This is a genomic window from Parasaccharibacter sp. TMW2.1890, assembly GCF_023337645.1.
GTDB classification, from domain to species: Bacteria; Pseudomonadota; Alphaproteobacteria; order Acetobacterales; family Acetobacteraceae; genus Bombella; species Bombella apis.
Genome location: NZ_NWUV01000001.1, coordinates 750,263 through 770,749 on the forward strand (window position 1 = coordinate 750,263; position 20,487 = coordinate 770,749).

Sequence of the window (20,487 nt, forward strand, 5' to 3'; positions counted from 1 at the left end):
GCCCCTTATGACAGACAGTTCTGTTCTAAAAAAGTTTCTGTTCTGTCATATGAAGCATTCTTCACTGTCACGACAGGAAGATCGCCCTATCCTGCTGATAAAGATTGTCTCTCTTCCATAAAATGCCTATCTAGACGACTATGTCTGTTGCAGAGCCTCACCCAACAAAAAAACGAAAGAGCCATCGGCCGGTTTTCGACCCGGACCGTCTTTTTGCCGAGCAGAACCGTGCCTTGCAGGATACATTCACGGACCGTCTGCGGGCCCGCCTGCGGGCTGGTGCCCTGCTGGCCTGGGCTGCTGCCGGGTGCGTCGGGCAGGGGTCGTGCCTGCTCATGCCCGGCAAAATGTTCCGCCGCTTCCCTCTCTTTTTCTGGAGCGTGGCCTGCCGCATCCTCAACCTGAAAGTCCGCACGATCGGAGAGCGGGCGGGGTCCCTCACGCCACGGGCTGATGGACGACGGGTCATCTACGTGGCCAACCACTGCTCATGGCTGGACGTGCTGGTGTTGGGGAAAGTTCTTCCGGCCTTCTTCATCGCCAAACAGGAAGTCCGCCACTGGCCTGTCATCGGCTATCTGACCTTCCTTGGCCGGACAATTTACATCAACCGCAACCGGCAGGAAGCCGGACAGGATGTCGAAAACGTCATCAACCAACTGCGCAAAGGGTATGACATCGCCTTTTTCCCGGAGGGTACGACCTCCAAAGGCAATGGTCTGCTGCCTTTCATGTCGTCACTCTTTGCCATTGCGAAACCAGTCCGCCGCCCCAGTGACCCGGCCACTGACGATCACCCCTCCTGCATCATCCAGCCCGTCACGGTGGCTTATGACCAGCTGGAGGGCCTGCCCGTAGGGCGGCACAGACGGTCTTTCGTCTTTTCGTGGTTCGGAGACATGGATTTTGGCCCCCATCTGATGGGCCTTGGCAAGTGGCGCTCCATGCGGGCCACTGTCGTGTTCCACCCTCCCATCAAGCCGGAGGATTACCCGTCCCGCAAGGCCCTCTCCAATGCTGCACGAGCCGCCATCGAACAGGGCAGCGAAGACCTGCGGCAGAACCGTCTGCAGGATATCACCCCTTCCACCCGCTCATGACCTGCTTCTTTCTTTCATAGCCCGCTGATTCACGGACAGACTGCGATCATCATGCAAGAACAGATTTCCACCTCCCCATCACGGGGCCTGCACATCATCACATGGGGCTGTCAGATGAATGTCTATGACAGCGCCCGTATGGCGGATGTTCTGCGTCCGTTGGGTTACAGCCCGGTGGACCTGCCCGACAATGCGGACATGATCATCCTCAATACCTGCCATATCCGTGAGCGGGCGGCCGAGAAGGTCTTCTCGGAACTGGGGCGGCTGCGCCAGATCCGTGAGGCCCGCAAGCTGGAGGGGAAAGAGACCCTCATCGCTGTCGCAGGATGCGTGGCACAGGCAGAAGGCAAGGAGCTTCTGGCCCGGGCCCCCTATGTGGACCTCGTGCTTGGCCCGCAGACATACCATCGCCTCCCGGAGATGGTCGCCCGCATCGCCCGTGCCGGTGGCAGCGTGATTGATACGGATTTCCCCGTTGAATCCAAATTCGACCTCCTTCCGGAGGAAGCCGCCCCGCAGAATGAAGGCAACCTGACCGCTTTTCTCACAATCCAGGAAGGCTGTGACAAATTCTGCTCCTTCTGCGTGGTCCCCTACACCCGCGGGGCCGAGACAAGCCGCCCTGTCGCCTCCATCCTGGCCGAAGCCGAACGGCTCGTCGCCAGTGGTGTCAAGGAAATCACCCTGCTGGGACAGAACGTGAATGCCTTCCATGGCGACTGGAACGGCGGCACGGCCTCCCTGCCGGAACTGGCCGCCCTCCTGCATGAAAAGATTCCAGCGCTCAAACGTCTGCGTTACATAACGTCCCATCCCAGGGATATGGAGCAGGCACTGATAGATGCCCACCGGAGCAATCCCATTTTCATGCCGTACCTCCACCTGCCAGTCCAGAGCGGGTCCGACAAGGTGCTGAAAGCCATGAACCGTGGCCATACGGCTGATGAATACCGGGAGATCATCAGACGTCTGAGAGAGGCCCGTCCTGACATAGCCCTGACATCCGACTTCATCGTCGGTCACCCCGGCGAAACAGATGAGGATTTTGAAGCCACCATGCAGCTGGTGCGAGATGTGCGATTCGCCAGTGCCTACAGCTTCAAATACTCCCAGCGCCCCGGCACGCCTGCTGCTGGACAGCCTTTCCAGGTAGCTGAAAATGTGAAGGAAAAACGGCTTGCAGCCCTTCAGGCTCTTCTGCGAGAACAGCAGGATGCATTCAATGCTTCCCTTGTCGGTACGGTTCAGGATGTTCTCGTCACAGGCCACGGTCGCAAGCCGGGGCAACTCAACGGACGATCACCCTATCTTCAGCCTGTCCATTTTGAGGGCTCCCCCTCCCTGATCGGCAAGATCGTCAAGGTTCGCATTACAGCGCCCTTCACCAATTCCCTTGGTGGCCACCTTCATGAACAGGAAAGCACAGCCATTTGAGCCGCTCCGCCCCAGCGTCCTTTTCCTCCGGTCAGGAAGGACACCGCACGACGACACTCCGCTTCGAGGACAATCATCGCCTGCAGAAAGTCCTCGGGGACCATGACCGTCACCTCATCCGGCTGGAACAGGGAACCGGCACGAGACTGGTCTGCCGCGGCAACCGTGTGGCCATTTCCGGAGAGACGGATGCCGTCAATCGGGCACAGGCCGTCCTCCAGGCGCTCTACCAGCAGGCTGGCAAAGGCGTGACACTGGATGGAGACCAGGTTGATGGCGTCATCAGGCTGACAGCCCTGCCATCCCATCGCCGCAGCCCACGCCGCCCCACAGCTGAAGAAACTGCTCCACCCATGGATGCTTCCTCACTGGACAATCTCCCGCATATCCAGACAAAACGTGGAGCCATTGCTCCCCGCTCCCCCGGACAGAGCGCCTACATGAAGGCTCTGGCCAGCAAAGAGCTTGTCTTCGGCCTTGGGCCTGCGGGTACAGGCAAGACCTATCTGGCCGTGGCACAGGCCGTTGCCATGTTCCAGGCAGGACAGGTGGATCGCATCATCCTCTCCCGCCCTGCCGTTGAAGCCGGAGAAAGACTTGGGTTCCTGCCCGGCGACATGCGGGAAAAGATCGACCCCTATCTGCGCCCCCTTTACGATGCCCTCCACGACATGATGCCCGGTGACCAGGTCTCACGCCGCATGGCCAGTGGAGAAATCGAAGTGGCGCCACTGGCCTTCATGCGGGGACGGACACTGGCCCATGCCTATGTCATTCTTGACGAGGCCCAGAACACCACCCCTGCCCAGATGAAAATGTTCCTGACCCGCATGGGGGCTGGTACCCGCATGGCCATTACGGGCGACCTGAGCCAGATAGACCTGCCGCGTGGTGTGACATCCGGCCTGCGGGACGCCGTGGCCACGCTGGAAGGGGTCAAAGGCATTGCTGTCTGCCCGCTCACGGCAGCCGATGTTGTCCGCCACCCCCTTGTCGCCCGCATCGTCGAAGCCTACGATCAGAAGGGTGCCGATGCAGCGGCCAACCCCTACCACTCTTACCGGACAGATGATGAAACGCCCCGTTACTCCCCACGCTGAGGTTCTGGTTTCTGATCCACGCTGGCGGGCTGCATTGGGAGATGTGGAGCGGCTTGTCCGACAATCCTGCCAGATGGCCCAGCGCTATGGGAATGTCTTCCCTCAAGGCAGGCCGGGCCCTTCATTCGTCTTTACGGACGACCGCCACATCCAGCGGCTCAATGCGCAGTTCCGCAACAAGAACAAGCCAACGAATGTCCTGACATTCGAGCCCCCTGCTCCCATGCTGGGTGGAGACATCATCCTTGCTTACCAGACCATGCACCGGGAGGCGTTACAAGCCCGCAAGAGCCTCCGGGCCCATACGGCACATCTGATCGTTCATGGCCTGCTCCATCTGGCCGGACATGACCATCATCATCCCGGTGAAGCCCGGCAGATGGAAGGGCTGGAAACTTTCATTCTCTGCCGGATGGGGTTCGGCGACCCATGGAGGCCACGCCCTCACTCCCGCCGCTGATCCCTGAAAAACCGTCACATTTTTCTTCCGCCCGCAAACAGGAACGTTCCGCACCCGATGAAACTTTTCCACCGCAAGGCACGCACAAAGACCATAAGGCAGCATATTGCTGACCTCGTCCGGGAAGCCGCCAGTCTGGGGAAGACCAATCCTGACTCTCCCGAGCTGGACAGGCAGGAACGGGCGCTCATCATGAACGTACTGCGCCTGCGTACCATCACCGCTGATGACGTCATGATCCCCCGGGCCGACATCATCGCCATGTCGGATGATCTCTCCTTTGATGAGGCTCTGGGGCTGATGCGGGAGGAAAACCACTCCCGAATGCCCGTCTACCATGATGAGCTGGATGACATCGTCGGGATGATCCACGTCAAGGACCTTGTCGCCCATATCGGTACGAAAGAACCTTTCAACCTGCGTTCCCTTCTCCGCCAGCCTCTGCTCGTCGCACCCAGCATCCCGGTGCTGGACCTCCAGCTCCAGATGCGTCAGCGCCGTACCCACATGGCGCTTGTCATTGATGAATATGGCAGCATCGATGGCCTCGTGACTATTGAAGACCTCATCGAAACCATTGTTGGCGACATCTCTGATGAACATGACGAGCCGGTCACCACACCATGGTTCAACCGTCCCGATGGCACGATCGACCTTGATGCCCGGCTACCCGTCAAGGAGCTGGAAGAGCGCCTTGGCCCTGTTCTGACACGGGAGGAACGGGAGGCAGAAATCGAAACTGTCGGTGGTCTTGTCTTCCATCTGGCCGAGCATGTCCCGGCCCGTGATGAAGTGCTGGTTCATCCCAGCGGGCTGGAGTTCCGGGTGATCGATTCCGATGCCCGGCATATCCTGACCTTGCGGATGCGTGTCCCCGCCCACCTGCGGCGGCAGCCGGAAACGGCGGACGGGCAGACACCCTCCACCGGCCCATCCTCTTGACGATACCACCTCTCTTGCCGTTCATGGCAGGATGAACCGTTGACCGATACCGCACCGTAGCCTTTCCCCCAGAACAAAGGAGCCGTCATGACCTCCCACCACCCATTTTCACGCCGTCATTTTCTGACCAGTGGTTCTGCCCTGCTGGCAACCGGGCTGACTGCCGGCACCCTCCTTGCCCAGAGTCCCGCTCTGGCACAGACACAGGCTGCCGCACCGAAAGACCCCCGCCTCTCTCCCCGCATCATCGGTGATGCCAAGGCTCCCGTGCTCGTTCAGGAATGGTTCTCCCTGACCTGCACCCACTGCGCCCATTTTGCGACGGACATCTTCCCCCAGGTCAAGGAACAGTTCATCGATACCGGGAAGATCCGTTATCAGTTCCACGATTTCCCACTGGATCAGGTTGCCATGATTGCTGCCATGGTGGCACGCTCCCTGCCTGAAGAACGTTACCTACCCTTCATCAGCTCCCTCTTCTCCCGCCAGATGCAGTGGGCCTTCTCTGGTGGAGACCCGGTTGCCCACCTCAAGCAGGAGGCTGCCCTGGCCGGAATTGCCCCGGATGAATTCGACAGGATCAGCAAGGACATGACCTTCGGGCAGGAACTGTATCAGCTGACCCAGCAGGACGGACAGACCTACGACATCAAGGGAACACCCTACTTCCGCTTCAACAGCACACCATTCGCTCAGGACCCTGAGACCGTGGAGAAATTTGCCGAGCTCGTCAGCAAGGCCTGATCCCCTCTTCCGCTTTCCTCCATCGCCACAGTCCACACGGGGTTCAATGACACAGCACAAGGCGATCACGACCCGCCTCGATATTGTCGGCTTCAAAAGCTTTGCTGATGAGGTCCATCTGGACATCCTGCCGGGCCTGACCGGCATTGTCGGCCCCAATGGCTGCGGCAAATCCAACATTGTCGAGGCCCTGCGCTGGACGATGGGGGAAAGCTCCGCCCGTGCCCTACGTGGTGGAGAGAGCGATGACCTCATCTTTGCCGGGACAGGCAGCCGCCCGGCCCGCAATCTGGCCCGTGTCACCCTCCATCTTGGTGCGGCTGCCGGTCTTGCGCCGCCGCCCTTCCAGCAATCGGAAGAGCTGGAAGTCTCCCGTCAGGCAGAACGTGGTGCGGGCAGCACCTACCGCATCAACAATCGTGTCATGCGGGCCAAAGACGTACAGACCATCTTTGCGGACCTGTCCTCCGGTGCCCGCAGCTCATCCATCATCAGCCAGAACCGTGTCAGCCAGCTCATCGCTGCCAAACCGGAAGAGCGTCGCCTCCTGCTGGAGGAAGCCGCCGGAATCACCGGCCTGCATGTCCGCCGCCGGGACGCTGAGCTGAAACTGCGTCAGGCTGAAAGCAATCTGGAACGGGCCGAAGAGCATCGCAGAACGCTGGACCAGCAGCTCAGCAGCCTCTCCACCCAGTCCGAACAGGCCCGACGCTACCGGCAGGCATCAGAGGATATACGCCAGCATGAACGGTCTCTGCTCATCCTTCAACATGCCAGAGCCGAAGAGCTCGTCCAGAGCCGCCGGGCTGCTCTGGAAAAAGCCAAAGAAGCCCTGGCCAGAAATGAGCAGGCTCTTCTGGATGCCAAAAAGCATGTCGAACTACAGGCAGAAAAACGCCAGCAGGAAAGCGAAGCTCTGGCCACGCTCCGCCAGCGGCTGGAGCAGTACCGCATCCATGTCGGCGTAGCAGAAGCTGCCCTCCAGCACCTGCAGCAGGCCTCGGCCGACCATGCCAGACAGCGGGCCCAGCTGGAAGATGATCTGGCCCGACAGAAAAAAGAGCTGAGCCAGCTGGAAGAACAGCAGGCTCAGACCCGGCTGGCACTGGAACAGATCATGGACCAGCAACGGGCCACCGCCACGAAGCTCCCTGCGCTGGAAGAGACGATCACGGCCCTGCAACAGACAGAAACCACCCAGCGGGCCGACCATGCTGCGCTGTCATCCCGTTATCAGGATGGAACACTCCAGCATGAACGGCTCCAGAGCCGCCAGCAGGAGCTGGCACGTCAGATTGCTGATGACAGGGAAAACCTCAACCATCTGGAAATCGAACTTCAGGCCATCGAACAGGACTGCACCCGGGAAGCAATTGCTGATCAGCTGCGCCAGCAGGTCTCCGCCAGCATGGAGGAAGCCAGCAGCTGCGAACGCAGCGCCCGGGAAGCCGAAGCTCATTTTCAGGAACAGAGACTTCTCACCGACCGCACACAGCGTGATCTGCATGAAGCCAGAACCCGGCTTGAACAGCTGCAACAGCGTGAAAAAGAACTGACCCAGGCAGTGACCAGGCAGCAGTCCCGTCTGGAAACGGAACGAACCCAGAAGCAGGAAATCAGACACGGCCTGCTTGACAGGACCGCAGAAGAGCGGTTTCAGGCAGCCTGTCAGACCACACGGACACTGGCAGAACAGACCGCCCTTGCTGAAAAAGGTCTGATACAGACGCGTGAACAGGCAGAGCAGCTCTGGCTCAGCGAGCAGGCTGCGCTGGAAAAATGCCAGCAGCGCCGCGAATTTCTGCAACAGGACGTCAAACGCCTGACCGAACAGCTGGCAGACCAGCAGGCACGCTCCACAGCAGCGCAGGCCGCTCTGAAGGACGCCCTTGACCGTGCGATCAGCATCGAAGAGCTCGATGGCGCACGGACCCGTCTCAACATGCTGGCAAAGCAGATCAACTCCCGCCTCGAAGCCATCACCCAGACCGAAGAACAGCACAATGCTCTTCTGGAACAGGAAAAAGAGGCACGGCAGGCCCTGCAACAGATCGAAACGGACCGGCTGCGTTACCAGAGCGAGCATGAAGGGCTGCAAAGCACCCTGCAAGGCAGTCTCCTCGCCATCCCCCATCCCGTACTGGAACAGCTGGAAATCCCGGACGCCCTCATCAGGGCCGTTGCAAGCGCCCTGACAGATGGGCTGGAAGCGTCTCTCCCCCCTGAGGGAGAACCCCTGACTGATACGCCACGGCAATGGCGCCCTCTGCCCCCGCTTGGGAAACAGACACCCGCAGTCAAGGCACTGGCGGCCCTGCCCAGTCTGGCATCCCTTATCAATATACCGGCTCCACTTGAGCGGGCTTTCCGGGCCATTTTCCTGCTGGAAAAGACTGAAGACGGCCCTGCCCTCCACCACTATCTTCAGCCTGGTCAGGCCCTCGTCACAAAAGAAGGGGGCCTCTGGCGCTGGGATGGTTTCATCCGCCAGCCCAACACGCCCACGGCAGAAATGGTACGCCTCCAGCAGGCACAGGCCCTCAAGAAGACCGCTGCCACCATTCAGACACTCGACCAGCAGCACGCTGTCCAGAAAGCTGCCGCCGACACACTGCACACACAGTGTGAAACACTGGCACAGGCACTGGCAGAACAGCGCCAGTCTGCCCAAAACGAACGTGACGAACAGGCACAGCAGAAGCACCAGCTGGAAGGGCTTACGGAACGCCATGCCTTCCAGCAGGAGCAGATCTCCCTTCTCCAACAGGAAGCCTCCGGCCATGAGGCACAGCAGAACCGGACAAAGTCACAGCTTGCTGCGGTACAGTCAGAGCTGAAGGCCCTTCCCGTTTCAGACAAGGCCGTCTCCGACGCTGCGGCAGTACTCCAGACCATCCGGGATGAAGAACAGTCAGCCCGACTGGCCTCTGAAGAGGCCCGCTCCCAACACCAGAAAGCTGAAAACGAGCGACAACAGGCCCTGTTCAGGAACGATGCCCTGAAGAAACAGCTCGCTGAACGGACACAGACCATCGACCAGCTGGAGCAGGACATCAGGGAGCTGAGCGGACAGAAACAGACCGTACTGGACACACAGGCAAAGATCGACCTTCCAGCTCTTCAGTCGGCTCTGAAAACAGCAGAAGACGCACTCCATCATGCCCGACAGGCCGCAGCAGAGGCCATACAAAAGGCCGAAACAGTCCGCAAAGAGGCCACACGACAGGAACAGGCCCTTCAGGAGCGAAGCCGCCTTCTGGCTGGCCTGCAAGCCCGGCGGGAAAGCCTCCAGCAGCAGATCCTGACCCTGAAGACCACTCTGGAAAAACGCCTGACTGATGAGGCAGCCTGCCAGAAAAATCAGTCCGATCTGCCGGACATCGCCATTCTGAAAGAAGAACTCGACCGGACGAAGGCCGGGCTGACCAGCACCACGGATGCCCTTCAGCAGCACCGGGCAGACCATAACACCCTGTCGCAGACTCTTTCCCTGCTAAAAGAACGACACGGGCATCTGCTGACGGACAGCCAGAAACAGGCCGACCGGCATGCCCAGCTCCAGACCCTCATCAAGGACCTGACGGACCGCCACGCAGCCCTGATGACGGCCACCCCGAAGCAGGCGGAAGACTGCAGCCTTGCCCGCCATGAAGAGCAGCTCCAGCAGGATATGGAAACGCTCAGAACGCTGGAAGAAGAAGAGAAGGTCTTCACCAGCCACCTGGCCCAGACCGAAGCCACCCTGCATGACCAGCAGGCCCTGCTGGACCACCACAAGGATGGCAGCAGCCGCTACCGTGAAGACACCATCCGGCTTGGTGAACGGGCCGAACAGGCAGAAGAGGCTCTGGCTCTCCTGCGCCATGATTCCCCCCTGCCAGACAATGCCGAAGCCCCGGACACTGTTTCAGCCGATGCTGAACAGGCCCTGCGGCAGGCCCTGAAACGGGCCCTGAAGCGCCGTGATGATCTGGGCCCGGTCAATCTCTGTGCCGAAGACGAGTTCCAGACAGCCCAGAAAGAATCCGAACGAATCGCCCGGGAGCATCAGGACCTCTCAACCGCCATTGCCCGCCTGCGTGGCGGGGTCGGGGCGATCAACCGGGAAGGCCGACAGCGCCTCATGGCCGTCTTTGCGGACATCAATGAGCATTTCCAGAAGCTCTTCACCCGCATGTTTGGTGGAGGCAAGGCACATCTCCAGATGGTTGGCAGCGACGATCCGCTGGAGGCCGGGCTGGAAATATTTGCCCAGCCCCCCGGAAAGAAACTCTCAACCCTGTCTCTTCTCTCCGGCGGAGAACAGGCTCTCACAGCCCTCTCGCTCATTTTTGCAGCCTTTCACTGCACGCCAGCTCCCATCTGCGTTCTGGATGAGGTTGATGCCCCCCTTGATGATGCCAATGTGGAGCGCTTCTGCACGCTCATCCGTGACATCACCAAAGAAACGGGCACCCGTTTTCTGGTCATCACCCATCACCAGCTGACCATGGCCCATATGGACCGTCTCTATGGGATCACCATGCAGGAACGGGGCGTTAGCCGCCTGCTCTCTGTCAATCTGGATGAAAGCATCCGCATGGTAAATGGTTGACCTTCTCCCATTATCATCAGACAATTAGTGCCCTTTAAGGCAACTGGAGGCTGAGTTTACAAAACCGTGAGCGATCGACCTATCTTTTCAGAACCACGGCTTGACGAATCGGTTTTATCCCGCATTCGCGAGCATGGTCTTCGCATTGTGGGAGACGTGCACGGTGATCTCAACGCTTTCCGCCATGCCATAGCCACAAAACGCTTCATCATCCAGCTGGGAGATCTCGTCGATCACGGGCCGGACAGTGCTGGCGTGCTGGAAACCATGCTGGACCTGCTGGAGACGCACAGGGGCATGTTCGTTCTCGGCAATCACGACCGCAAGTTGGGCCGAGCGTTGGAGGGGCGGCGGCTGCGCCGTGACCTCCCGCTGGAAACCACCCTGAAACAGATTCAGACCTCCACAGCCGAAGACCTCGCTAACCGTTCCCTCAAAGCCGTCGCTCAGGCACCGGCATGGCAGAGGCTGGGCAACATGCTCTTCGTTCATGGTGGGTTCCACACGGCCATGCTCTCCGGCCCCCCGCCACAGACAGGGCTTGCCGACATGTCCGCCCCTCTTTCACGGGCACTCTTCGGAGAAACGACAAGCCGCCTCCAGCCGGACGGGTATCCAGAACGACGCCTGAGCTGGATCAACCGTATTCCAGAAGGTATAACCGTTTATGTCGGGCATGACAGACGGTCCCTTGATGGCCGCCCACTGCACCGGACTGGCCGGCTGGGAGGAAAAGCCATCTTCATGGATCTCGGCGCCGGCAAAGGCGGCCATCTCGCATGGATTGACCTCAATGACCTCTAAAAATGACACATTGCCTGATCCAACCCGTCAGCTGACCGCTCTCCGCCAGCGTATCGACAATATCGATGCTGCCCTCATCTATATGCTGGCAGAACGTTTCCGCTGCACAGCCGATGTGGGGGCTCTGAAAGCCTCCTCCCACCTCCCTGCCTGCGACCCGGCCCGGGAGAAAGAGCAGCTGGCCCGCCTGCATGCTCTGGCCCAGGATGCCGGATTGGACATTGACTTCACAAAAAAGTTCTTTGCCTTTCTTGTTGGGGAGGTCATTGCCAATCATAAAGCTATTGCTGCACAGTTTCAGGATACGCCACAAAATCCCGTCCTGAATAAAGAATAGATTGATCCATTTTACCTATCATAAATATAAATTAACTTTATTTATCTATTTTTCTCCCATCCTGGATGGCCTCATAGTTACGACATGGTTTCTGCTAGACTGGAGATAATGTCGTGTCACCATCATCATCCTCCAGACCGAAGCAAGGATTGGCAAGCCTGGCGACTTACGCACTGGCGCTTCTGATCCTGCTTTTCGGCCTTTATTTTGTCATTTTCGGCTCATGGCTCATTCTGCTGGGTGGGTCCTGGTATTACACCCCCTGCGGACTCCTTCTCTGCATTTCCGGCATCTATCTCTTCCGCCAGAGCCCCACGGGAGCATGGAGCTATCTTCTCGCTTGGGCCCTGACAATTCCCTGGACGATCTATGAGGTCGGTTTCAATTTCTGGGGATGGTTGCCGCGCCTCTTCGGGCCCACCCTGCTGGCGGTTGCCGTTGTTGCCTGCCTGCCTCACCTTCTCCGCAACCAGAAGGAACACTACAATGCGTAACCAGTCTTACCTTCTCGGTATCCTTCTGGGTGGCACCATCCTTGGCACCTCGCTCCCGGTCCATGTGGCCCATGCCCAGATTCCTCCCTCGCTGGAAACCCCCGGCCCGGACAATGACAGCGAAGCGCAGACGAGCTCCAGCATCTACCACGACCCTGAGCCGGGTACCCCCCAGCCAACAGGCGTCAATGCCGCCAACCTGCCGGATATTGATGAGCTCCCCATCGACCAGCTCCCCCAGGCCGTCCCTCAGGAGAGTGCCAATCCCAAAGCTGAGGACTGGCCTGCCTATGGACGTGATGACCAGGCGACACGCTATTCCCCGCTGACACAGATCACGCCGGAAAATGTCAGCAGACTGCAACGGGCGTTCATCTACCATACCGGCAGCCTCCCTCCCAAAGGGAAGGCCAACAAGTGGGCTGCAGAAACCACGCCGATCAAGGTGGGTGATTCCCTGTATCTCTGCTCCGCCACGAATGACATGATGCGTGTCGATGCCGCTACGGGGCAGGAGAAATGGCACTTCCATGCCCATGAAAGCTACGATGCCATTCCCTATACGGCGGCCTGCAAATCCGTCACCTACTACACATCATCCACCGCAGCGGATGGGCAGCCCTGCCATAACCGCATCATTGAATCGACACTGGACAACAGGCTGATTGCTGTTGATGCCGAAGATGGCAAGCTCTGCGAGACTTTTGGCCATGGCGGGCAGGTCAATCTCATGCAGGGCATGGGCTGGTCCGTCCCCGGTTTCGTGGCCATGACAACAGCTCCGCCCATCGTCAATGGCGTGATCGTCGTCAATCATGAAGTGCTTGATGGCCAGCGCCGCTGGGCACCATCAGGCGTCATCCGGGGATATGATGCCGAAAGTGGGAAGTTCCTCTGGGCTTGGGATGTCAATAATCCGGACAACCACCACCAGCCGGACAAGGACCATTATTACAGCCGTGGAACACCCAATTCCTGGGCGGCCATGACGGGCGACAATGCCCTGGGGCTGGTCTATGTGCCCACAGGCAACTCTGCGGTTGACTATTACAGCGCCATGCGCAGCGATGCGGAAAACAAGGTGTCATCCGCCGTAGTGGCGCTTGATGTCCGCACGGGCGAACCCCGGTGGGTCTTCCAGACCGTCCACAAGGATGTCTGGGATTACGACATTGGTTCCCAGGCAACGCTGTTCGACTATCATGCCGATGACGGAAGCATCATCCCGGCCCTCATCATGCCTACAAAACGGGGCCAGACCTTCATCCTCGACCGTCGGACAGGCAAGCCGCTGCCAGACTTCCCCGTCGTGGAAAAACCGGCTCCCAGCCCGGGCTTCGTCCAGGGTGATCCACGGGCTCCAACGCAGCCGTGGTCTGTCGGGGTTCCCCGTCTTGGCTTCCCGGAGCTGACAGAAGCCGCCACATGGGGCATCTCACCACTGGACCAGCTGGCCTGCCGCATCAAATTCCGTCGGGCCCATTATGTCGGCGAGTTCACACCGCCTACCATCAAGCAGCCGTGGCTGGAATACCCCGGCTATAATGGGGGCAGTGACTGGGGCAGCATCTCCTATAACCCGCAGACGGGCATCCTGCTGGCCAACTGGAGCAGCCTGCCCATGTATGACCAGCTCGTCAGCCGCAAGAAAGCTGACAAAATGGGGCTGATTCCCATTGATTCACCCCAGTTCAAAGCTGGCGCTGGTGGGGCTGAAGGTAACGGGGCACAGGCGCAGACTCCCTATGGAATTGTCGTCACCCCGTACTGGAACAGCTTCACCCAGATGATGTGCAATGTGCCGCCCTATGGGATGGTCACCGCCATTGACCTCAAAGCGCACAAGGTCCTGTGGCAGAAGCCGCTTGGTTCGGCCCGTGCCAATGGCCCGTGGGGCATCGCCTCGCACCTGCCGCTGACAATCGGTACGCCCAACAATGGCGGTCCTGTCATGACGGCTGGCGGTGTCGCCTTCATCGGAGCATCGACCGATAACCAGATCCACGCCATTGACCTCAAGACAGGCAAGACGCTCTGGACTGACGTGCTGCCCGGTGGGGGACAGGCCAACGCCATGACCTATGCCGTCAATGGTCGGCAATATGTCGCCATCATGGCCGGGGGGCACCACTTCATGCGCAGCCCGGTGTCTGATGCGCTGGTTGTCTATGCTCTGCCAGAGGCAGACAGCAAGTAACCCCGGGATCGTGCCGGTTGCATGAAAAAATCATGTAACCGGCATGTCCAGTGTATCAACCTGAGTTCCCTGACCAAATATATGGGTTGATCTTGTCAATCCGTTTTTATCCGAAGCGTGTATCCCCATGGTTTCCTGATATTTTCTGGTCAACTGGAGATGGAACTGTGTCTTTTCTCTCTTATCCCAATGAAAAACCCAAAGGCGCAGATATAGCCATCTGGGCATTTGCCCTGCTGATTCTGCTTTTCGGGCTTTATTTCGTCATTTTCGGCTCATGGCTCATTCTGCTGGGTGGGTCCTGGTATTACACCCTCTGCGGACTGCTCCTCTGCCTCTCAGGCATCTATCTTTTCCGCCAGAGCCCTGTGGGTGCTTGGACCTATCTTCTCGCCTGGGCCCTGACAATTCCCTGGACGATCTACGAGGTCGGTTTCAATTTCTGGGGATGGCTGCCGCGCCTCTTCGGGCCCACCCTGCTGGCCATCGTGGTCGCTGCTTTTCTTCCCCGTCTCCTCCGCAACCAGAAAGTCACTCCCGATGCGTAATCAAGTCCGTCTTCTTGGTCTCCTTCTGGGAGGTACCATCCTCGGCACATCACTATCCGCCGTAAAAGCCCAGGAGGCCGCCTCCCCCAGCACGTCTCACGAGACGGCACCTGCGGAGGAAACGGTTTCCACCATCTATCATCCCCCTGCTCCCAACACACCCCAGGCCACAGGCGTCAATGCCGCCAACCTGCCGGATATTGATGAGCTCCCCATCGACCAGCTCCCCCAGGCCGTCCCTCAGGAGAGTGCCAATCCCAAAGCTGAGGACTGGCCTGCCTATGGGCGGGACGACCGGGCCACACGCTATTCCCCGCTGACCCAGATCACACCGGAGAATGTCAGCAGGCTGCAACGGGCGTTCGTCTACCATACCGGAGTCCTGCAACCAAAAGGCAAACTGAATCGACTGGCGCCGGAAACGGCCCCCATCAAGGTGGGTGATTCCCTGTATCTCTGCTCCGCCACGAATGACATGATGCGTGTCGATGCCGCTACGGGGCAGGAAAAATGGCACTTCCATGCCCATGAAAGCTACGATGCCATTCCCTTCACCTCTGCCTGCAAATCCGTCACCTATTACACGTCATCCACCGCAGCGGATGGGCAGACCTGCCATAACCGCATCATTGAGGCCACGCTGGACAACCGGATGATCGCCGTTGATGCCGAAGACGGCAAACCGTGCGAGGCCTTTGGCCATGGCGGGCAGGTCAATCTCATGCAGGGCATGGGCTGGTCCGTGCCCCGTTTTGTTGGGGTGACCAGTCCGGTTCCCATCATCAATGGCGTGATCGTGGTCAATCATGAAGTGCTGGACGGTCAGCGCCGCTGGGCACCATCAGGCGTCATCCGGGGATATGATGCCGAAAGTGGGAAGTTCCTCTGGGCTTGGGATGTCAATAATCCGGACAACCACCACCAGCCGGACAAGGACCATTATTACAGCCGTGGAACACCCAATTCATGGACGGCCATGACGGGCGACAATGCCCTGGGGCTGGTCTATGTCCCCATGGGCAATTCCTCGGCTGACTATTACAGCGCCATGCGCAGCGATGCGGAAAACAAGGTGTCATCCGCCGTAGTGGCGCTTGATGTCCGCACGGGTGAACCCCGGTGGGTCTTCCAGACCGTCCACAAGGATGTCTGGGATTACGACATTGGTTCCCAGGCAACGCTGTTCGACTATCATGCCGATGACGGAAGCATCATCCCGGCCCTCATCATGCCTACAAAACGGGGCCAGACCTTCATCCTCGACCGTCGGACAGGCAAGCCGCTGCCAGACTTCCCCGTCGTGGAAAAACCGGCCCCCGCCGGTGTCATGAAGGATGATCCCCGTACGCCGACGCAGCCATGGTCTGTCGGGGTTCCCCGCCTCGGTTTTCCAGACCTGAAGGAATCGGACATGTGGGGCGTCTCGCCGCTGGACCAGCTGGCCTGCCGCATCAAGTTCCGTCGGGCCAGTTATGTTGGCGAGTTCACACCCCCTTCCCTCAAAAAGCCATGGATTGAATCCCCCGGCTATAATGGGGGCAGTGACTGGGGCAGCATCTCCTATAACCCGCAGACGGGCATCATGCTGGCCAACTGGAACAATGTTCCCATGTACAACCAGCTTGTGAACCGCAAAACGGCGGACCAGCTGCGACTGATCCCTGTGGATGTTCCCGAATACACGCCACGCCATGGCATGACAGCCGGCAATGCCGCCCAGGCTGAGACGCCGTATGGCACTCTGGTTGGTCCCTTCTGGAACGAATTCACGAGGGTAATGTGCAACGCACCTCCCTACGGCATGCTCACCGCCATTGATCTCAAGGCACACAAGGTTCTGTGGCAGCGGCCCTTCGGCTCGGCCCGTGCCAATGGTCCATGGGGGCTGCCGACAGGTCTGCCCATCGAAATCGGCACGCCAAACAATGGCGGGTCTGTCATGACGGCTGGCGGTGTGGCCTTCATCGGGGCGTCAACCGACAACCAGATTCACGCCGTCGACCTCAAGACAGGCAAGACACTCTGGACGGACGTGCTGCCCGGTGGAGGACAGGCCAACGCCATGACCTATGCCGTCAATGGTCGGCAATATGTCGCCATCATGGCCGGGGGGCACCACCTCATGGGGACACCTGTTTCAGATCAGCTGGTTGTCTATACTCTGCCAGAGCAGGCAACAAAATGATCTGCTCCCTCTGGCTGTCTGCTTCTCCGGACAGCCAGAGGGCCTGAGAGATTTGATCAAAACTGAAAATATCAAAAAAGCGGAGAGCCATCCGGCACCCCGCTTCATCATGTGTCTCTGGCCCAAAGAGCGAAGGACAGCATCAGGCCATGTTGTGGCTTCAATGTGGCCTGGTTGGAGGGCAGTTACAACCACGCGTAGGCGCAGCCGAACGCCGGACGATGTGATGATCTATCCACTCCGAGACGAGCAGCCGGGCTTCTGGCAGGGACGATTCTGGATGATGGATGCGATACAGGGTTGTGCAGGCAGCAAAAATACTCATCTCGCTTTGCCCCATATCATGCAGCTCCTGATAAGCTGTAATTACGGCGCGTTCGCATTTGCGACCAATGTGCCCGGTGTCGATTTTCATATCCCATAACCCCTACGATACCCTGTTGTCCCCAGGAAAAACCTCCATCAGGAAAGGCGGGCCACTATCATCAGCCCTACCAATAACAGAATAAAGCGTCACCAATAAGAGAATGGGCAAAAAAGACATCTTTGCCCTACCCCTCCTTCCTTCTAACGGGTAGATGTCTCCAAAGGAACCATTTTTCGAGATTACGGAGAGAATAATGCCTGCATCTGGCACAGCATCAAATCTGGGCATCCGCCCCACACAGTGGGACCGTGATGCTGCGCTGACAACGGCGCGCATTCTTCTGGAAATCAAAGCCATCAACTTCCGGCCCAGCGAGCCTTACACGCTGACATCCGGCTGGAAATCCCCCGTCTATATCGACTGCCGCAAGATCATCTTCTTCCCCCGCGCCCGCAAGAAACTGATGGAACTGGCCGTTGAAAAAATTGGCCGCCACATCGGCTATGAAAGCATTGATGCTGTCGTGGGCGGTGAGACGGCAGGTATTCCCTTCTCCGCCTGGATTGCTGACCGGCTGATGACACCAATGGCCTATGTGCGCAAGAAGCCTAAAGGCTTTGGCCGCAATGCACAGATTGAAGGTGACGTGCCAGAGGGCATGCGCACCCTGCTGGTAGAGGACCTGACAACAGACGGCGCCTCCAAGATCCGTTTTGCCAATGCCCTGCGTGAAGCAGGTGCCATCGTGGATCACACCTTTGTCGTCTTCTTTTACGGCGTCTTCCCCGGCGCCCAGAAAACCCTTCAGGACATGGGCATCAGCCTGCATGCACTCTGCACCTGGTGGGATGTACTGGAAGCCTGCGCCGATGGTCAGTATTTCTCTGCCGAAGACAGCGCAGAAGTTCGCCGCTTCCTTGAGGACCCATGCAGCTGGTCCAAAGCCCATGGCGGTGTCGGCAGCGCAGAAGAAGCACTTGCCTTCAAACGGGGCTGACCGTTTCACACCCAGCCTGAAAAGGACGATGAAAAGAGGGCAACCTTTCTCTCCTTTTCAGGCCCCACCATCACGTCTCAGCGGATACGCCCATGCCTGCACCATCCTCTCCCCGCATTCTGGTCTTTGATTCAGGCATCGGCGGGCTGGGTGTTGTTCAGGCGCTGCGCAGTCTGGCCCCTTCCCTGACAATAGACTACCTCGCCGATACGGCCCTGTTTCCCTATGGGGAACAGCCGGATGATATCCTGCGGGAGCGCATTGCCGACCTCGTCTGCAAGGCTTGCGATACACTGGAACCGGCTCTGGCCATCATTGCCTGCAACACGGCCAGCACCTTGGCACTGCCCATATTACGGGAGCGGCTCGATCTGCCTGTCGTAGGCTGTGTCCCGCCCATCCGCTGGGCCGGACGGGTCTCTGCCAGCCGCACCATCGGTCTGCTGGCTACAAGCGCCACGGCACGACGCCCCTATCTCAAACAGCTTCATGACGAATTTGCTGCCGATTGCCGACTGCTCATACATGGCTCCCGCCATCTGGCCAATCTGGCCGAGCGGGCTTTTCGGGGCGAGCAGCTGGATCCGGCTGAAGTGCAGCAGGAACTCGCATGCCTCTTTCAGCAGCCCGGTGGAAATGACATTGACGCTGTTGGGCTGGGCTGCACGCACTATACGTTTCTGCTACCTTACTTCCAGCGCCTCGGCCCTGCGGGCATCATGTGGCTGGACCCCGCCCCCGCCGTCGCCCAGCAGGCCCTCCGGCGGTTATGTGATGTAACGGAAGCCTCGCTTCCCGCCAGCCCGTCCAGCCCGACGGACCGCTTCTTCCTGACAGCTCATCCACAGAATGGAGAGGAGCTTGCCAGAAACATCGCCTGGCTGGGATTCGCCAATGGCTGGGACGTTTTTTCTTAACGGGCCCGCTCGACCGTATAAAGCACCGTCTCACGCAACAGATTTTTCAACCCGCTCTCCGGGAAACAGGACAACGCCTCCACGGCCTGCGCCGCATAATCCCGGGCCTTTTCAATCGTCTTACGGATGGCATCCCTCCGGGCAATGATCTCCAGAGCATGAGGCAGATCAGCCTCTGTCTGCTCATTATCCTCGATCACACGTTTCCAGAACTGGCGTTCTTCCTCCGTACCCTGCTCATAAGCAGCCAGCACCGGGAGCGTGATCTTCCCTTCACGGAAATCATCCCCGACCGTCTTCCCCAGCACCTGCTGATCCGCTGCATAATCCAGCGCATCATCCACAAGCTGGAAGGCCATACCCAGGCTGGTTCCGTACTGCTCCAGCGCCAGCTCAGCCTCACGACCATGCCCGGCCACAACGGCGCCTACCCGACATGCCGCCGCAAACAGGGCCGCCGTCTTGCCATGGATGACCTCCAGATAACGCTCTATCGGGGTAGAAAGATCATTCTGGGTGGACATCTGGAGAACTTCACCTTCAGCAATCGTTGCCGAAGCAGCTGAAAGAATGGCCATGACCTCCAGCGATCCATCCGCCGTCATGAGCTGAAACGAGCGGGCAAACAGGAAGTCCCCCACCAGCACGGAAGCCTTGTTGCCAAAAAGGGCATTGGCAGAGGCCATGCCACGCCGCAGCGTGCTTTCATCCACCACATCATCATGCAGCAGCGTTGCTGTATGGATGAACTCCACACAGGCCGCCAGGCCGATATGGCGTGTTTCCCCCTCCTTCTCCCCATAACCACAAAGACGGGCAGAAGCGAGCGTCAGCAATGGACGCAGCCTCTTTCCACCAGCCGCCACGAGATGCGCTCCCAGCTGGGGAATCAACGGAACAGAGCTTTGCATCCTGTCAATGATGGCCTGATTGCAGGCTGTCATGTCATCGGCCAGATAGGCGGAAAGGGCCTTCAGGGCATCTTCCCCTTTGACCTCTCTACCCGCAGCCTCACCGCCAGATACAGTGTTGGGCTCTGATGAGGAAGAAACCAAAACGCACAACTCCAGTTCTCCCTGCTCCAGCACGCTGGAGCAGACAGTCTCGGGCGGCTGCCTTTCCTCCGGGATACGCCTTTTCAGAACGTATGGCCGGGCAGAACGCAGCCCATACCCCTATTAGAAAATACTTCCGTCCATATGAGCAGCAAAGCAGGCCCGGTCAAGACAGCCCTGTCATAAACCATTCAGATAACGGGTAATTT

The 20,487-nt window shown here is 58.9% G+C and carries 17 protein-coding genes; 15 read left to right on the forward strand and 2 right to left on the reverse strand.

The window, feature by feature from the left end:
- The first annotated feature begins 140 nt into the window (after positions 1-140).
- The 13 genes from CPA54_RS03295 (at position 141) to CPA54_RS03355 (ending at position 16,942) form a co-directional block, all read left to right on the forward strand.
- Positions 141-1,100 carry a 1-acyl-sn-glycerol-3-phosphate acyltransferase gene (locus CPA54_RS03295; protein WP_043560044.1) on the forward strand — a complete coding sequence of 320 codons (960 nt, stop codon included), beginning with the start codon at positions 141-143 and terminating at the stop codon, positions 1,098-1,100.
- A gap of 51 nt (positions 1,101-1,151) precedes the next feature.
- On the forward strand, positions 1,152-2,537 hold the full coding sequence (gene miaB / locus CPA54_RS03300; RefSeq protein WP_249085522.1) for a tRNA (N6-isopentenyl adenosine(37)-C2)-methylthiotransferase MiaB: 1,386 nt from the start codon (positions 1,152-1,154) through the stop codon (positions 2,535-2,537).
- Entirely contained in the window at positions 2,534-3,637 is a 1,104-nt protein-coding gene (locus tag CPA54_RS03305) for a PhoH family protein (RefSeq protein ID WP_154981420.1), read from the forward strand. The genes miaB and CPA54_RS03305 overlap by 4 nt, the downstream gene beginning before the upstream one ends.
- Positions 3,606-4,097 carry an rRNA maturation RNase YbeY gene (gene ybeY, locus CPA54_RS03310; RefSeq protein ID WP_249085523.1) on the forward strand — a complete coding sequence of 164 codons (492 nt, stop codon included), beginning with the start codon at positions 3,606-3,608 and terminating at the stop codon, positions 4,095-4,097. Before CPA54_RS03305 ends, ybeY begins: the two co-directional genes overlap by 32 nt.
- A 57-nt stretch (positions 4,098-4,154) precedes the next feature.
- The gene (locus tag CPA54_RS03315; RefSeq protein WP_081563187.1) at positions 4,155-5,039 is read left to right on the forward strand and encodes a hemolysin family protein; all 885 of its coding nucleotides are present in this window, start codon (positions 4,155-4,157) and stop codon (positions 5,037-5,039) included.
- Positions 5,040-5,126: 87 nt separating this feature from the next.
- Entirely contained in the window at positions 5,127-5,783 is a 657-nt protein-coding gene (locus tag CPA54_RS03320; protein WP_043560036.1) for a thioredoxin domain-containing protein, read from the forward strand.
- A gap of 46 nt (positions 5,784-5,829) precedes the next feature.
- Complete coding sequence (locus CPA54_RS03325; RefSeq protein ID WP_249085524.1) at positions 5,830-10,377, forward strand: AAA family ATPase; 4,548 nt, start codon at positions 5,830-5,832, stop codon at positions 10,375-10,377.
- A 147-nt stretch (positions 10,378-10,524) separates the two neighbouring features.
- Positions 10,525-11,181, forward strand: a complete 657-nt coding sequence (locus CPA54_RS03330; RefSeq protein ID WP_081563190.1) for a metallophosphoesterase — start codon at positions 10,525-10,527, stop codon at positions 11,179-11,181.
- Positions 11,171-11,518 carry a chorismate mutase gene (locus tag CPA54_RS03335; protein WP_154981418.1) on the forward strand — a complete coding sequence of 116 codons (348 nt, stop codon included), beginning with the start codon at positions 11,171-11,173 and terminating at the stop codon, positions 11,516-11,518. The genes CPA54_RS03330 and CPA54_RS03335 overlap by 11 nt, the downstream gene beginning before the upstream one ends.
- Positions 11,519-11,667: 149 nt before the next feature.
- Complete coding sequence (locus CPA54_RS03340; RefSeq protein ID WP_043560029.1) at positions 11,668-12,012, forward strand: hypothetical protein; 345 nt, start codon at positions 11,668-11,670, stop codon at positions 12,010-12,012.
- Positions 12,005-14,209, forward strand: a complete 2,205-nt coding sequence (locus tag CPA54_RS03345; RefSeq protein ID WP_249085525.1) for a pyrroloquinoline quinone-dependent dehydrogenase — start codon at positions 12,005-12,007, stop codon at positions 14,207-14,209. Before CPA54_RS03340 ends, CPA54_RS03345 begins: the two co-directional genes overlap by 8 nt.
- Positions 14,210-14,376: 167 nt before the next feature.
- The gene (locus CPA54_RS03350) at positions 14,377-14,757 is read left to right on the forward strand and encodes a glycerol dehydrogenase (protein ID WP_227431441.1); all 381 of its coding nucleotides are present in this window, start codon (positions 14,377-14,379) and stop codon (positions 14,755-14,757) included.
- Entirely contained in the window at positions 14,750-16,942 is a 2,193-nt protein-coding gene (locus tag CPA54_RS03355) for a pyrroloquinoline quinone-dependent dehydrogenase (protein ID WP_103765563.1), read from the forward strand. The genes CPA54_RS03350 and CPA54_RS03355 overlap by 8 nt, the downstream gene beginning before the upstream one ends.
- Positions 16,943-17,102: 160 nt before the next feature.
- On the opposite strand, the gene CPA54_RS03360 is transcribed toward CPA54_RS03355, so the two are convergent.
- The gene (locus CPA54_RS03360) at positions 17,103-17,357 is read right to left on the reverse strand and encodes a hypothetical protein (protein WP_081563192.1); all 255 of its coding nucleotides are present in this window, start codon (positions 17,355-17,357) and stop codon (positions 17,103-17,105) included.
- A gap of 205 nt (positions 17,358-17,562) precedes the next feature.
- On the opposite strand from CPA54_RS03360, the gene CPA54_RS03365 reads away from it, so the two are divergent.
- Positions 17,563-18,306, forward strand: a complete 744-nt coding sequence (locus CPA54_RS03365) for an orotate phosphoribosyltransferase (RefSeq protein ID WP_052349051.1) — start codon at positions 17,563-17,565, stop codon at positions 18,304-18,306.
- A gap of 92 nt (positions 18,307-18,398) precedes the next feature.
- Positions 18,399-19,223 carry a glutamate racemase gene (murI, locus tag CPA54_RS03370; RefSeq protein WP_249085526.1) on the forward strand — a complete coding sequence of 275 codons (825 nt, stop codon included), beginning with the start codon at positions 18,399-18,401 and terminating at the stop codon, positions 19,221-19,223.
- On the opposite strand, the gene CPA54_RS03375 is transcribed toward murI, so the two are convergent.
- Positions 19,220-20,287, reverse strand: a complete 1,068-nt coding sequence (locus tag CPA54_RS03375) for a polyprenyl synthetase family protein (protein ID WP_373364575.1) — start codon at positions 20,285-20,287, stop codon at positions 19,220-19,222. The genes murI and CPA54_RS03375 overlap by 4 nt on opposite strands.
- Between the last annotated feature and the right edge of the window lie 200 nt (positions 20,288-20,487).